The sequence below is a fragment of the Desulfolutivibrio sulfodismutans DSM 3696 genome (genome assembly GCF_013376455.1).
Lineage (GTDB): Bacteria > Desulfobacterota > Desulfovibrionia > Desulfovibrionales > Desulfovibrionaceae > Desulfolutivibrio > Desulfolutivibrio sulfodismutans.
The window spans coordinates 3,974,478-3,989,693 of the sequence record NZ_CP045504.1 but is presented as its reverse complement, the minus strand read 5'-3'; the positions used below and the strand labels follow the sequence as shown (position 1 = coordinate 3,989,693).

The 15,216-nt window shown below is 60.7% G+C and carries 11 protein-coding genes and 1 riboswitch; all 11 genes read right to left on the bottom strand.

Annotated features, from left to right (window positions below; all coding sequences use genetic code 11):
- Positions 1-42: 42 nt before the first annotated feature.
- The 11 genes from metE to GD606_RS18135 all read right to left on the bottom strand — a co-directional run bounded on the left by metE (position 43) and on the right by GD606_RS18135 (position 15,031).
- A complete protein-coding gene (gene metE / locus GD606_RS18185) occupies positions 43-2,322 on the bottom strand; it encodes a 5-methyltetrahydropteroyltriglutamate--homocysteine S-methyltransferase (protein ID WP_163301793.1) in 2,280 nt (759 codons plus the stop codon).
- A 149-nt stretch (positions 2,323-2,471) separates the two neighbouring features.
- Positions 2,472-2,676: riboswitch (cobalamin riboswitch) on the bottom strand.
- A 200-nt stretch (positions 2,677-2,876) separates the two neighbouring features.
- Positions 2,877-4,178: a (Fe-S)-binding protein gene (locus GD606_RS18180; protein ID WP_163301792.1), complete on the bottom strand. Its 1,302-nt coding sequence runs from the start codon at positions 4,176-4,178 to the stop codon at positions 2,877-2,879.
- Between the two features lie 485 nt (positions 4,179-4,663).
- Positions 4,664-5,107 (bottom strand): flavodoxin, encoded by a 444-nt coding sequence (locus GD606_RS18175; protein WP_163301791.1) that lies wholly within the window; start codon positions 5,105-5,107, stop codon positions 4,664-4,666.
- A gap of 213 nt (positions 5,108-5,320) precedes the next feature.
- Positions 5,321-7,006, bottom strand: a complete 1,686-nt coding sequence (locus GD606_RS18170; RefSeq protein ID WP_163301790.1) for a hypothetical protein — start codon at positions 7,004-7,006, stop codon at positions 5,321-5,323.
- A gap of 271 nt (positions 7,007-7,277) precedes the next feature.
- On the bottom strand, positions 7,278-9,362 hold the full coding sequence (locus GD606_RS18165; RefSeq protein WP_163301789.1) for a molybdopterin-containing oxidoreductase family protein: 2,085 nt from the start codon (positions 9,360-9,362) through the stop codon (positions 7,278-7,280).
- Positions 9,363-9,533: 171 nt separating this feature from the next.
- Positions 9,534-10,568, bottom strand: coding sequence for an ABC transporter substrate-binding protein (locus GD606_RS18160; RefSeq protein WP_163301788.1), 1,035 nt, complete (start codon positions 10,566-10,568; stop codon positions 9,534-9,536).
- Between the two features lie 23 nt (positions 10,569-10,591).
- Positions 10,592-11,374, bottom strand: a complete 783-nt coding sequence (locus GD606_RS18155) for an ABC transporter permease (protein ID WP_163301787.1) — start codon at positions 11,372-11,374, stop codon at positions 10,592-10,594.
- Complete coding sequence (locus GD606_RS18150) at positions 11,367-12,230, bottom strand: ABC transporter ATP-binding protein (protein ID WP_163301786.1); 864 nt, start codon at positions 12,228-12,230, stop codon at positions 11,367-11,369. Before GD606_RS18150 ends, GD606_RS18155 begins: the two co-directional genes overlap by 8 nt.
- 365 nt (positions 12,231-12,595) lie before the next feature.
- Positions 12,596-13,576: a pyruvate synthase subunit PorB gene (gene porB / locus GD606_RS18145; protein ID WP_163301785.1), complete on the bottom strand. Its 981-nt coding sequence runs from the start codon at positions 13,574-13,576 to the stop codon at positions 12,596-12,598.
- Positions 13,566-14,741: a pyruvate ferredoxin oxidoreductase gene (porA, locus tag GD606_RS18140; RefSeq protein ID WP_163301784.1), complete on the bottom strand. Its 1,176-nt coding sequence runs from the start codon at positions 14,739-14,741 to the stop codon at positions 13,566-13,568. The genes porB and porA overlap by 11 nt, the downstream gene beginning before the upstream one ends.
- Positions 14,741-15,031: a 4Fe-4S binding protein gene (locus tag GD606_RS18135; protein WP_163301783.1), complete on the bottom strand. Its 291-nt coding sequence runs from the start codon at positions 15,029-15,031 to the stop codon at positions 14,741-14,743. Before GD606_RS18135 ends, porA begins: the two co-directional genes overlap by 1 nt.
- Positions 15,032-15,216 lie beyond the last annotated feature (185 nt).

Here is a 15,216-nt window from a genome sequence, read left to right as displayed (position 1 = left end):
CCTTTCTTCTTTTCCGTTCCTGACGCTGCGTCAGGCCATGCGCTATTTTTCAGCCTCGATTTCCGCCCGAAGCATCTTCGCCGCCGCCACCACATTGGCCAGCGAGGCCATGGTCTCGGGCCAGTCCCGGGTTTTTAAGCCGCAGTCCGGATTGACCCACAACCGCTCAGCCGGGATCACGGCCATGGCCTTGCGCAAAAGCCCCGCCATCTCTTCCACCCCGGGCACCCGGGGGCTGTGGATGTCGTAGATGCCCGGCCCGATGTCGTTGGGATATTCAAACTCCCCGAACGCCGACAAAAGCTCCATCTTGCTGCGGCTGCATTCGATGCTGATGACGTCCGCATCCATGGCCGCGATCCAGCGGATGATGGTCCCGAACTCGCTGTAGCACATGTGGGTGTGGATCTGCGTGGCGTCGGACACCCCCGAGGCCGTCAGCCGGAAGCACTCCACGGCCCAGGTCAGGTAGGCCTCCTGGTCCGCCCGGCCAAGCGGCAGCCCCTCCCGGAAGGCCGCCTCGTCGATCTGGATGATCGGCGTCCCGGCCCGCTCCAGGTCCGCCACCTCGTCGCGCACGGCCAGGGCGATCTGGCGGCAGACCTCGGCCCGGGGGATGTCCTCGCGCACGAAGCTCCAGTTGAGGATGGTCACCGGCCCGGTCAGCATGCCCTTGACCGGTTTTTGGGTCAGACTTTGGGCATGGCCGATCCAGTCCACGGTCATGGGCGCCGGGCGCGACACGTCGCCGAAGATGACCGGCGGCTTCACGCAGCGGCTGCCGTAACTCTGCACCCAGCCGTTTTCCGTAAAGCAAAAGCCCCCCAGCATCTGCCCGAAATATTCCACCATGTCGTTGCGCTCGGGCTCGCCGTGGACCAGGACATCCAGCGAAAGCGCCTCCTGCCGGGCCACGGCGTCGGCGATGGCCTCCTGCATGGCCGCCCGGTAGCCTGCCTGATCCATCTCCCCCCGGCGCAGGGCCAGCCGCGCAGCCCGGATGGCGGCGGTCTGCGGGAAGGAGCCGATGGTGGTGGTGGGCAAAAGGGGCAGGTTCAGGCGCGCCTGCTGGGCCTTTTTGCGCTCGGCAAAGGGGCTTTGCCGCGAGAGCATGGCCGGGGTGACGCCCTCCAGGCGACGGCGCACGGCAGGGTCGCAGGCCAGGGGATTGTCGCGCCCGGCCGCCAGGTCGGCGGCGTTTTTGGCCAGGGTCTCGGCATGGTCCCACCCCTCGGCCGCCTCGGCGATGACCGCCACCTCGCGGCATTTCTGCACGGCAAAGGACATGGTCCGACGCACGTCCGGCGCAAGCGCCCGCTCCCGCTCCAGGTCCACCGGGCAGTGCAGAAGCGAGCAGCCCGTACCGATGAGCAGCCGGTCCTCCCCCAGTTTCCGGGCCATGTCCCGGGCGGTCGCCACAGCCCGGGCGAGGTCCGTCTTCCAGATGTTGCGGCCGGAGACCAGCCCCAGGGACAGGGACATGTCCCCGAGGAGCCGGTCGGCGACACCGGAGAGCTCGTGTCCGGCCCGGGTGGCGTCCAGGTGCAGGATGTCGAACCCGGACTCCAGGGCCAGGTCCAGGTTTTCCCCCAGCCCGCCGAAATACGTGGCCAAAAGGAGCTTGGCGCCCTCGGCGGCGGCGCGCAACATGACGCTGGCGGGTTTGAAATAGGCCTTGGCCGCCGTAGCCATCTCCGTGCACAAGATGGGCTCGTCGATCTGGATGACCGGGCACAGGGGGGCCAATTGCTGCAGGATCTCGCGGTAGACGGCCATGATCCCGGGAAGCAGCTCAAAACGATCCGCCCCGTCCTCTGCCCGGCACAGGGACAAAAAGGTCAACGGCCCCAGGAGCACGGCCTTGGGCCGATGCCCCAGGGACACGGCCAGCCGGGCGTCCTCGATCACGGCCTGCCGGGCAAGGCGCGGGGTCATGCCCGGGGTGATCTCGGGCGCGAGGTAGTGGTAGTTGGTGTCGAACCACTTGGTCATGTCCAGGGGCGGCAGGTTTTTTTCGGCATCGCCCCGGGCCATGGCGAAATACGTCTCCGGGAAAAGGGGACGGGGTTCATCCGCAAACCGCCCGGGCAGAAGCCCGAGCATGGCGGCCGTATCCAGCACGTGGTCGTAAAAGGAAAAATCCCCCACGGCCACCAGCGATAACCCGGCCTCACGCTGGATTTCCCAATGCCGGACGGTCAGTTCCCGGCCGATGTCGACCAGGCCCTGGGCGGACAGTTCGCCGCGCCAGTGTCGTTCCAGGGCGAACTTGAGTTCACGGGAGGCCCCCATGCGGGGAAAACCAAGGACATGCGTTTGCATTGCGCGTTGCTCCTTTCAGAAGTGGTTTCGTGAAAGGGAGCGAGGACAACCCAGGCGAGAACATGCGTAGGGAAAAAGCACGGTGGGCGACGCCCCCGGGAGGGGGCCTGGGACATGCTTTCTTCACACGCCTGTCTGTTTCGCGAGACAGCCCTGCTCCTGGGACAGGACGTCTTCTGGCTTCCGGCCCCCGCATTGTTTCATGCGTGCCCGGTCCTTCCCGTTTCATAAGCGAAACAGTGGCCCGGGCGGGGATCATGCCGGTTACAGCGGCGCGTCCGCGACGGAGTTTCACCGTCTTCCGTTTCCTGTCCAAGTAAGGGGACAAAATAGCCGGACCCGGCGGGAAAGTCAAAACGACGCGGGTGGCCGCCCTGAAGGCGTTGCGGGGGAAGAGAAAAACCACCCAAAATGCAAGGCGGACCCCGAGGCCCGCCTTGTCCGATTTGGCATTATAAGCGCGGCGGCCGCATGCGTGACCGCACACTGGTTTTTCTCCGGTGACTGAAGCCTGGCCCGCCCGGGCCCAGGCCTCCCGGTGAAACCCCGCCCCTTTAGGGCAACGCCACCTCGGCCAATTCCGGGCCGAGATAGATGCGTTCGTTTTCGCCAAGCACGCCCAGGCTCAGGCAGAGCATGGTCCACAGGTGCACGGTGCGCCATGCGCCGTGATAATGCTCGGAAAGTTCCTCGATTTGGGCATGACAATTGTGACAGGGGGTGATGACATAATCCGCCTTCGTCGCCAGAATCTGCCCGGCCTTGACCCTGCCGTAATTCAAACGTGCATCCTTATATCCCGACTGCAGGAATCCGCCTCCGCCACCGCAGCAATAGTTATTGGATTTGTTGGGAAACATATCCACGAAATTCTCTTCGCCCACACAGGCCTTGACGACAAATCGCAGCTCGTCGGCGAAGGCGTCGCCCATGGATTTTCTGACAGCCATGCATGGATCCTGAACCGTAAAACGTAACCCGAGATCCTTGTTCCAGTCCGAGTTTGGGCGCAGCTTGCCCTCGCGAATCCAGCGGGCGTACCAGTTCACGATATGATCGAAATCGACGCCGCTGTCGATGTTGAATCGCTTCAATCCGGCCCAGATGGAATAAAAGGAATGGCCGCATTCGATATTTATCCATGATGAGCAGCCCAGTTTCTTGACTCCCGCCACCTGCTTTTCGAGCACCGCGCGCCAATGATCGTCCTCCGCCGCGAACATGCAATAATTCTCAGCCCCCCAGCCCGTCGTGCCGTAGGTCCAATCCGCTCCGGCCAGATGCAGTATCTTCCAAAGCGGAACCATTTCCTCAGGCTCCTTGACCGGCTCCCGGGAATTCTGGTTGACGAAAAAAAACGCCCCCTGCTTGTCGATGGGAGCTTTCAGATCCTTGAAGCGGGGTTGCGACTCGCGGACCTCCTCCAAGACATCCTCGACGACGAAATGAAAATCCTCGGTGGAGATGCCTACCGCGCTCGCGCCCTGAGTACGCAATCCCTGGTCGCAGGAACCGATGATCCCTTTGGGCTTCCGATCACGGGGCCAGCCGGCCCGCAACTCGTACACCAGCATGGGGATGTTCACCTGCATGGGGCAGGCGTGCATGCAGCGAAAACACATGGTGCACATCCAGACCCAGGGTGTGGATCTGATCTCCTCGTCCAGCCCCATCACGGCCATGCGCAGCAGCCTGCGCGGGTCCATGCCCTCCATGCCCGTGGCGGGACACCCGCTCGTACACGCGCCGCAGGTGAGGCACATGCCCAAGTTCCCCCCCTGCGGCAGCAACGCAGCCATGTCGCCGATCAATGACCCTTTCCGCCTGCCTTCGAGATGGATCGCCGGTTCGCTCATGACCCTCTCCCTGGTATGTTGTTTTGCCCTTTTTCATTATCCGCCCATCCCCCGCCGGAATACGAGCAGAAGCAGGCGGCGGCTTGACAAGGCTCGACTTCGTATCCACCAAGCTTATTTGACATATTCTTTACATGCTATTTGAAAAAATAATAAGTCGTATTCGATAAGTCAATAAATATTTCAAGCTGCAACGTCCGCAACGCCCAGGCAGAACGTCGCCCGGGCGTTTGTTGTGAGCGCCACGCATTCCGCAGGGCTTTCGTGCACGAGGGAAGAAAAAAACAGCTGCCGGTGGATCGGATGATGATGAGGGATGGTTTGGGCTCCGGGGCATCAGGGACGATGCCGCGCCAAGGACCGCATGCGGAAAAAGGTGCTCCCCGCCCGGCGCTTTCCCATGGAAAAGGCGGCCCGGTGGGACCGCCTTCCGCTGTTTCATCGCTGCGAACGCTCGATCCCGCATCGCTGCCATGGGCGCGCCCTTATGCCGCGTTTTTGAAAACGTCCCTGGCCCAGGCCACGGCCTCGTCCTTTTCCGGGCTGCCGTCGATCTTCAGCGACGCCGCCACCACATCGGCCCCAAGCTGCCCCACCTTCTCCTCGATGGCGTCCACGGCCCCGCAGAAATGGGTGTAGCTGGAATCGCCGCAGCCAAATACCGCCACCTTTTTTCCCGAAAGGTTGGCCTTGTCCAGTTCCTCGAAAAAGGGCTGGAAATCCTCCTGCAACTCAATGTCGTCGTCTCCCCAGGTGGAACTGCCGAAGACAACCAGATCGTAGCCGTCGGCCAGACCGGCCGCCTGCACGCCGGACACGTTTTTCACGTCCACGGACATGCCTTCCCCCTCAAGGGTTTTGGCCACATACCCAGCCACGGATTCGGTATTGCCTGTCGTGGAACCGAAAACCACAAGCGCCTTGGCCATGACACACTCCCTGCGCTGATGTTTCGGGCGGGGACGCATCCGGCCGCCGCCCCTCATGCAGCGGAGATACCGATAGTGAGTTTGATTGTCAATATCATGTCGTGGGGGTGCAGGCCACCCTCAAGAACACCGCCCTCCCGCCTCTGGGGCGACCGCCGCCGCGAGCACCCGACAGCCCGTAAATCCCCCGGGGCAGGCCAGGCTCCTGCGGGATCAGACCTCGCCAAGGCCCGCGAACAGCGCCCGGGTGTCGCGGACGGCCATTTCCGCCGACTGCCCCATGGCCATGGAGGCCGCGTTGGCCTCACTGTCCAGGTCCTCCAGGGAGCCCTGCCGGGTTCCGGACAGGGATTCCCGGTCCAGACCGATCCCGGCCGCGCCCGTAAAACTCGTATTCAGGCCAAAGACGCCCCGGGCGTCTTTTTGCACGAACTCGCGCATCGAAAGCTCGCCGTGGGCCGTGAGCTCTCCGTTTTCATAGGCCGATTCCTCGTGGCTCGCCGAGCGCAGCATGGCCGGGATGTCATCCTCGGTCAGGCCCTTGCCGGTTTCGAACCGCGTCTCCTGGGGCATGGGGTTTTCGCGCACCTCTTCGGTGTCCGTGGACACGGCCGCAAGCTCCCCATCCCGGTAGGTCCGGCTGGTGAAGCTTATGCTGTACGGATTGTCCATGTCCCGGTACTCCGCCAGATTTTCAGCCAGGCTGAAGCCTCCGGCGGCCATGTCCGAATCCAGGCCGTTCACGAAGGCGTCGGCCGCCCCGGCGTTCTCCTCGCGGCTGGCGGCCAGAATCCCGTCGGCCGAAAGCGGCGTGCTTCCGCTGAAGGTCTCCCGGGCGATGCCAAAAGTCTCCAGAATGCCCGGCCGCTCCGGCAGTTGCTGCCCAGAGCCCGGGATCAAGGCCATGCTCAGGCTCCCCTCCTCCTGGCGCACCAGTTCGCCCTGGTCGTACCAGGACACGGCCACGGTCTGGGTCAGATCCATGCCCTGCTGCACCTGATCCGTAAGGTTGGCCTGGACCTGCACGTCGCCGTCGGCGTCATAGCGGGTGAACTGCACGGTCAGGGCGTTGGCGTTGGTCAGTTCCCTGGTGGACCAGGCCGCCAGGCTGCCCACGGCCGAGCTTGTCCGGTTGGTCGCATTTTCGGCCTCCAACTGGTTGTGGATGGAGGCGGTCAGGGACACCTTGCCGTCCGCGTATTCCACGATGTCGGCCTGATAGTCACTGTTGACGTAGTCCCGGGTCAGGGTTCCGGCCATGTCCTCCAGGGTTGCGGCCCCGTCCAGTTCGCCGCCGCTGACAAGCTCGGGGCTGACCGAGGAGGCCTGGACGTTCATGCCGTCATGCAGTTCCCGCGTGATCTTGCCGTTTTCGTACCACTGCACGTCCCGGCGCAAGGAGGCCATGGTCTCGGCATCCGTGCCGCCAAGGCCGGTCAATTCGGCATGGGCCTTCTGGGTGACCGCGCCGCTTATGTCGTAGTGCTGCGTATCCCATACGGCCCGGTCGCCGACGATGGAGCCGGTCTCCTTCTTGACCAGCACGCCGTTTTTATATTCGAGACGCTCCATCTTCGCGCCGTCGATGGTCGTGACCTGGGTGTTGCCGTTTTTCAGGGTGGTGGAGCCGCTTTTTAGGCCGAAGTTGGTCTCCCAGGCGTTTGCGGTGGCCTGGGTCGCGGTTTGTGCGGCGTCGCGGGCCGCCACCCAGGCGGCATACGCGGCCTGGCGCTGTTTGCGGTAGGCCTCCTCGGAGATGCTCACCGTGTCCGCGCCGGAGGCAGAGGAGGTCTGGCTCGTCCCGGTCTTCTGGGAAGAGGCGGTGCTTTGCGTGCTGTCCAGGATGTCCAGGCCAAGGCTGCTTGAAACGAGGGATGAGGTGGAAAGCTCGAACGCCATGCTGATACTCCCCTTATGCGACGTGAAGCGGGAAAACGCACCGCCGTGCGGCGGGATTTGCCCCCGCCCATGGGGATATATATCGGAGAGGATAGCGAAAACTTTAGAAAAGAGAGAATACTTTTCCTTCCTCGAAACATCTTTCGGCCATCAGCCGATCAAGCCGGACTATGAAATGTATCTCCTCCCTCAACGACGGTTTCCGGCATCACCATCGCCGGATAACGTCGATACCACATCACTTCATTTACAATGCGGCAGACGGCCCGGTTCACTCCTTCGGCTCGCTCACACGAGCTTTCTGTACCTCGCAAGGGAAAAGGCGGTTGGGCGTGCCTCCGGAGACAGGGTCAAACAATCCGTCATTACAAAGAACATTGATATTGGCTTTTCCATCTGACGGATTTCCCCAACCGAAATCAACCCACACCAACCCGGGAGAAGTCCGTTCGCTGAGCCTGGCCTTGACCGTTATGGTTCCCTGGGGCGATGTCACTTTCACCATCTCCCCCTCTAGGACGCCACGGACCACTGCGTCATCCGGATGCATGCGTACCAGCGGCTCGGGATAGGATTTGGTTATCGCATCGAGAGTTTTGAACTTGGTATGCACGAACTGCGAGGGTCGCCGACTCGTGCCGCGCAAGGGAAATCCCTTTTCAAGACACCGGTCCCGCGACAAGGATTCCCCGGCTGGCTCTTCATATATCGGCATGGGCCGAGCTCCCGCCTGCGCAAACCAACGGGAGAAAAATTCAACCTTCCCTGACGGCGTGCCGCAAGGGCTGTCCGTGTATTTCCGGTAGCGAACTCCCGGAAGGGCGAAGACAATCTGTTCCTCTTCCAGGCGTCGTACGGTCACGCCATGGGCCTTGACCATGTAATCAACCCATCCGCGATCGTCCTGAAATGGATAGTCCCGGTGCAGTCCCATTCGACTGGCCAACGCATATTCGACATCGAAAACCGGCCTCGCATCTCCGACAGGCTCCACAATGGGACGCGCCAGTGCGAAAAAGCCTCCTGCGACACTCGAATAGGCGCGATATCCGTAGCATTCAAATGCGGAGGCCATGGGCAGGACCAGGTCGGCGAGTTCCGTAGTGGCTGTGGGAAACAACTCGGTGACCAGCAGGAAATCCAGTTTCTCCAGGGCCACCCTGGTCCGCTGCTCGTTGGCTTGCACCAGAACGGGATTGCCGTGATGAACGATCATGGCCCTGGGACGATTATGTTCCCCGCCCAGGATGGCCTCCTTGATGGCCGGAAAGGGGACATGCGGCAAAAGGGGAAAGCGATCAAACCACACCCTCCGATTGATCGGCAACGCTTTGGTCGGAAGCGGCGCAGGATGTGGAAACGGCATGAACACGTTCCCGCCGGGAACGTCCAGATTCCCGGCGAGACAGACCAACGTAGCGATGGTGCGCACCGCGTCCACCCCGTTGGCGTACATGTCCAACCCATTGCCTTCATAGATAACCGCAGGCTTGGTTGCGGCATACGTTCTGGCAAGCATATCAATGACACCAGCCGGGATTCCCGTCAGTCCCTCGGCCCATTCGGGGGTGCAATCCCGAACATGCCCGGCGAGTTCCGCCAAGCCAACGGAATACCCGGCCACAAACTCTTTATCGTAGATTTCGTTTGCCACGAGCACATGGATCATGGCCAACCCCAGCGCGGTGTCCGTGCCCGGGTTGATGCGTATCCACTGGTCGGCTTCCTGGGCCGTTGCCGAGAAATAGGGATCAATGCAGATGATTTTCACCCCCCGTTCCTTGAGCCGGGGAAGAATACGATTCATGCCGCCATGGGCCGCATAGGAAGCGAAACGCTTCACGCCCACGGGGTCTGCGCCCCAGAAGATGGCCAGATTCGTGGCGTCGTAGTCGGGCTCGGTTCGCGCTCCGCCAGTGACAGCCCGATAGGCCGTCATCCGGGGCGCCATGCACAGATTGCCTATCCCCGTTAGATTTGGCGATCCCACCTCACCCATGAATTGAAGGAAGCCGTCACGGGAATGGTAGGACACCGGGGCTCCAGTACATCGCGCCAGACTCAACGGGCCATGCTTGGCGAGAATCTCGCCCAATCTGTCCGCTGCATAGTCCAGGGCTTCATCCCAGGATATCCGCTGGAAGCCTGCACGCGTTTTTCTCAATGGGCGCTTCAGGCGATCATCGGCGAGGAGGATCTCTGCATTGGCCTGCGCCTTTGGACAACACCACCCCCGGTTCGAGGGATGCTCCGGATCACCGTGAATGAGCAGATGTCCGGAAGTACTTTTGCGTACCAGCAGGCCGCAGTTGTTATGGCAGAACTGACAAATCGTCCGCAGGAATTGGTCACCCATTGCCGCTCCTGAACCTTTTCCGGCCCCGACCCCCATCATGCGCCGGGCTCGAAGCCAATCTGTAATGCACGGCGTCTCTTCATCTCCAGCCATGCCGCCTGCCCGCAGGGCCAAGGTCCGCCGCAGCATGCCCTGTGGGCAGGCCCTGGCCGGGGTTTGACGCCTTTGCCCCTACTGCTTTGCGGCAGCCTTTTCTTGATAGGACATGTCCACGACACTCTCCATGGGAACCGGCTTGTTGATCAGCCCGACGCTCAGAGATTGCTTCTCGATGGCCTTATGCCCCCCGGCGGTGACCAGTCCGGTGTGGCTGAAAGCCCTCCGGATATCGTCCACCACTTCCTGGCTCACCGAGCCCAGGAAATACTCCGACACCTTCTCGGCGATTTCCGCACTGCTGTGCGCCTTTTCCCACTGCATGGCCCGATACGCCGCAGTGACGAACTTCTGAGCGATCTCCGGATTGCTCTTCAGATAGTCGTCCGTAGCCAGGACGACCTTCAACGGAAACGTGTCCGTCTCCAGAATGGCCTTATGCTGGGCGGGGTCGTTCATATCGGCGAGCACCACGGCCCCACGGCTCAACATTTCCGCTTTCCGGATGCCGCTACCCACCGTGGCGTCGATGTCGCCATTGATATAGGCAGGAAGAATGGCTGTTTCCGGCAGATCAACAAAGGTTACGTCCTTATTGGGGTCGAGACCGCCATGGATGACAATGCTGGTCGCAAAGGCACGCGGGCCGGAGCCAGGCATTTTGGCTGAGATGGTCTTCCCCTTCAGGTCTTTGAGAGACGTGATCTCAGGCCGGGCCAGAAGGCACCAGGGGTGCTTCTCCGTGGTGGTGAGCACAATTTTCAGTATTTTTCCCTTTTCGAACGTCTTCAAAGCCTGATCGTAGCTGGTGAGACAGAATTGGATTTCACCCGCCAGCAGAGACGCGACGGACAAGGGACTCGATTTGAAGTTCATGAACTGTACCGCAAGCCCCTCTTCCTTGAAATATCCAAGCTTGTCGGCAAGATAGAGTGGGATGCCGTAATCGTCATGCCCAGGTTGTCCCACGATGATCTGTTGCAACGATTTTCCATCAGATGCGGCAGATCCAGCATCTGTTGCATTCCCGAAATTTACGGATAAAGAAATGAACATGGCCACTATCACAAATCCAACGCTACATTTTATAAAATTCTTCGCGATGCACATAAACGCCACCTCCTGTTTTTTGATTATTCAACCGTCGGCCTCCACTTGAGGAGCCTTCCTTCCACCATTCCAAGAGCTGTGTTGAGCGCAGCCATGAGCAGCATAAGGACTATGATGCATGTAAAGACTCGCGCAATGTCATACATCCCACCGGCATACTCCACCATCCAGCCCAGCCCGGAATTGGCCCCGATGTATTCACCCACAACAGCTCCGAGCAGAGCAGCCCCCAACCCCGCTTTGATGCCTGCCAGCATCCAGGGAATCGAAGAAGGCAACACCACTTTCAGCATGATCTGCCTATTGCTTGCGCCCATAAGCTTGACGGCGTTGACCAGACTCTGGTCAACATTCCTGAAACCGGCGTAGGAGTTGAAAAGGACAAGAAAATAAACCATGAGCGCGGCCAGAAATATCTTTGATTCAATCCCCAAACCGAACCAAAGGATGAAGATCGGACCAAGCGCCAGCTTGGGAATTCCGTACAAAGCCATGATGATGGGGTCCAACACCCGCGCTGCGGTTTCCGCCTTTTCCAGAATAAGCGCCGTGAGCACCCCCGTGAGCGTTCCGAAAAACAGCCCGGCCAAGGCCTCTTTCAAGGTCACGGCAATGTGGGGAATGATTTCCCCGGAAAAAAACGCCTCCTTCATATCGACAAGGATGGCGGTTGGCTGGCTCATGAAGAAAGGGTCGAGAATCTTGAATCTGGCGAGCATCTCCCAGACGGCCAGGACCGCGAGGATGAGCAGCAGCCGGAGGAGAAACACCATTTTCCCGGAGAGGGGGCCCGTCGCACTAAGCATCCTGGCCGCCCTTGGTCTTTACGACCTCCTCCCGCAAATCATTCCAGATGAGTTTCTGCAATGCGACGAATTCGGGCTGAAACCGTGTTTCAAGGGCCGACCTGGGACGGGGAATGGGGATATCGTATTCGTTTTTGACCGTAGACGGCCTCGCCGTCAGAAGCACGACGCGATCGGAAAGGGTGATCGCCTCCGCAAGGTCATGGGTGACAAAGACAATGGTTTTTTTCGTTTCCTGCCAGACCTTCAGTATCTCGTCCTGAAGCATCTCTTTGGTAAAGACATCGAGGGCGCCAAACGGCTCATCCATGAATAACACTTCCGAATCCGCCGCCAGGATGCGGATGATCACGACCCGTTTCTTCATGCCCCCCGAGAGTTCATGGGGATAGCTCTTCTCAAAACCGCTCAAACCGGCTTTATGGATCAGATGTCTGGCCCGCTCACGGCGCTCTGCCTTGGGCATTCCACGGATCTCCAAGGACAGTTCGACATTCTCGAGAGTGTTCCTCCATGGCATCAGGGTATCAGCCTGGGACATGTACCCGATGCGCTGGGTCACGCCGAGAAGCCGACATCCGTCAAGGAAGACGTCCCCCGCATTGGGCCCTATCAAACCCGACATGATGTTGAGGAGCGTGCTCTTGCCGCATCCGCTCGGCCCTACAATGGCGACGAATTCCTGATCACGGATATCGAGATCAACGGATTGCAGGGAAACCGTGGCGGTCCCTGACGGGGATGCGTACACATGGCTTATCCCCCGAACCGACAACTTGACGCCCTCAGAGCACGCAGCTTCGCCTGGATTTCTTGCTATCCCTCGAAGCGCCTTCTCGGCGGCACCATCTCGCATGTTCATTCCACCATACACGCCCAATTATATGCTCATGAAAACATATTGACGGGGACGCATGCAAACCATTTGGATGTTGCCTCACCAGGGACAACAGGACTCATCACCTAATTGGGAACACCCATGAACAAAAAGGCACAGAGCAGACGCCATGCCACATGCCGATATCGCCTTTCGCATCTCGTCAGGTCTGATGTATCAATGCTTTCAAAGCCCACCCTGGGTATATTTATGAAATCTATTTGTCAAATAGGATTTATCTATATATGAACAACCAACACCTCGAACCCGTCTATTGCTCAAAAAAAAGGCGGGCCTCGCGGCCCGCCTTTCGTCTCGTCGTTCGCTCACGCGCAGCCTCGCGCCTAGGACTCCGTGGACGGCTCGGACACCTCTTCCAGGGGGGCGGTGGCCTTTTCGAAGGCCTCCAGGCGGGCATATTCCTCTTCCACGCGCTTTTGGATGTATTCCACCGAATCCGGCGTCAGGTGCCGGAAGCGCCGTTGCAACTTGAAATACTCCGTCACCGGCTTGGGCTTTTTCACCTTCTGGGTGATGATGTAGCGGCCGCCGACCACTTCATAGAGCGGAAACACCTTGGACTGCACCGCCAGGCGGCACAGTTCCACGCTCTTGGCCGGGTCGCTGCGCCAACCCGTGGGACAGGTGGCGAAGATGTGCAGGTACGCCGGGCCTTCCACGGTCAGGGCCTTGCGCACCTTGTTCATCAGGTCCAGATGGTAGGCCGGGCTGGCCGTGGCCACATACGGAATCTCATGGGCCGCGGCGATCATGGCCATGTTCTTTTTCCAGGTGTGCTGGCCGATGCTTTTGCGTCCCGGAGGCGAGGTGGTGGTCATGGCCCCATACGGCGTGGAGCTCGACCGCTGGATGCCGGTATTCATGTAGGCCTCGTTGTCCAGGCACACGTAGACGAAGTCGTGTCCGCGCTCGAGCGCCCCGGACAAGGCCTGCATCCCGATGTCCGCCGTGCCGCCGTCGCCCGCAAAGGCAATGACCTTGGGCCGCTTTTTCAGCTTCCCCTTGCGCTCAAGCGCCCGGTTGGCCGACTCCACGCCCGAGGCCACGGCCGCCACGTTCTCGAAGGCCACATGCAGCCAGGGCACCGACCAGGCCGACTGGGGAAAAGGCGAGGTGATGATCTCCATGCAGCCCGTGGCGTTGCACACGATGGTCTCGGGACCGGCCGCCTTCATCACCATGCCCATGGCCAACACCTCGGCGCAGCCCTGGCAGGCCCGGTGCCCGGAGGTGATGAACTTCTCCCAGGGAATATTCTTGGCGGTGATTTTCTCATAGCCGCTTAAGTCGACGTCACGAAGCATGGCTTTCCACCCCCCACATCGTATAGTTGCCGGAAAGCTTTCCGGAAACGGCCATGGCGAACATTTCCTTGAATTCCCGGACGGTCACGTCGCGTCCGCCCAGGCCCGCGACGAGGTTGACGATCTCGGGAGCGTCCGGGCGTCCGTAGAAAAGGCTTTTGAGCTCCGAGGCCACCGGCCCGCACACCGCGCCGGGCGACAGGGCCCGGTCGATGACCACCAGCCTTTCGGCCCCGGCGCAGGCCGCCAGGAACTCCTCCTCCGGGAACGGCCGCCACAGCCGGATGCGCGTCTGCCCCGCATCCTGGCCCTCGGCCACAAGCTCGTCCACCGCCGTCATGCACGTCTCGCCCAAAGACCCCATGGTCACAAACCGGGTCTTGGCCCCGGGCTTGCCGTTTTGCTCCACCAGCTTGTAGTGGCGGTCGAAGGCCGCGCCGAATCCGTCCAGCACCTCTTCCACCACGGGTTTCGACCCGATGATGGCCTGCTCCAGCTGCTTGCGGGCCTCGGTATACATTTCAGGCACGCCCACCGGCCCAAAGGTCACGGGATTTTCCGTGTCCAGCCTGAGCACCGGCGTATACGGCGGCAAAAAGGCGTCCACCTCGGCATGGTCCGGGATGATCACCGGCTCGATGACGTGGCTTAGGGTGAAGCCGTCGATGTTGACGATCATCGGCAAAAGCACCCGCTTGTCCTCGGCGATCTTGAAGGCGCACAAGGTCAGGTCCAGGGCCTCCTGGCCGTTTTCCGCAAAGATCTGCACCCAGCCGATGTCGCGCTCGGCCATGATGTCGCCGTGGTCGTTCCAGATGCTGATGGGCGCGGACAAGGCCCGGTTGGCCACGGTCATCACCAGGGGCATGCGCATGCCCGAGACGATGAACAGGATCTCATGCATGAGCGCCAGGCCCTGGGAGGCCGTGGCGGTATACACCCGGGCCCCGGCGGTGGCCGCGCCCAGAGCCGCGCTCATGGCCGAATGCTCGGACTCCACGGGGATGAACTCCGCGTCCAGTTCGCCGTTGGCTACGTATATGGAAAGCTCTTCCACTATATGCGTCTGAGGAGTGATCGGATAGGCGGATACGACATCCACATTGGCAAGTTTCACCGCTTCGGCCACGGCCAGGGACACTTCAAGTCCGACGCGCTTGCCCATTACTCGCCCTCCTTGACCATCGTGATGGCTTCCTTGGGACATTCATTGGCGCAGACTCCGCATCCCTTGCAAAAATAGAAATCCGGATGATAAAAGCCCTCAGCATTTACGCTGATGCAGAACTCGGGACAGTACATGGCGCACAGCGCGCACTTGATGCACTTTTCCTCATCCAGTTTGGGCTTCATGCTCCGCCAGTCCCCGGTCCTGAGTTCCTTGGCGTTGCCCGGCTTCAAAATAGCCGCTCCCAGCGCCAAGTCCTCCCAGGCCATGATCGCTTGCTTGGACATACACTCCTCCTGTTCATTCGGAAAAAAATCCCTGGACCGCCTCCTGCCAACGGTGCGGCCCATGGACCGATTCACATCTCGTGGAATGTCGGTACGTAGCGAAACTACGAGGGCACACGGCCGACGACAATGGTTCCCGGCGCGGTCTGCCCGGCCCGATCCGAGGCCGTCTCCCCCCCGGGACG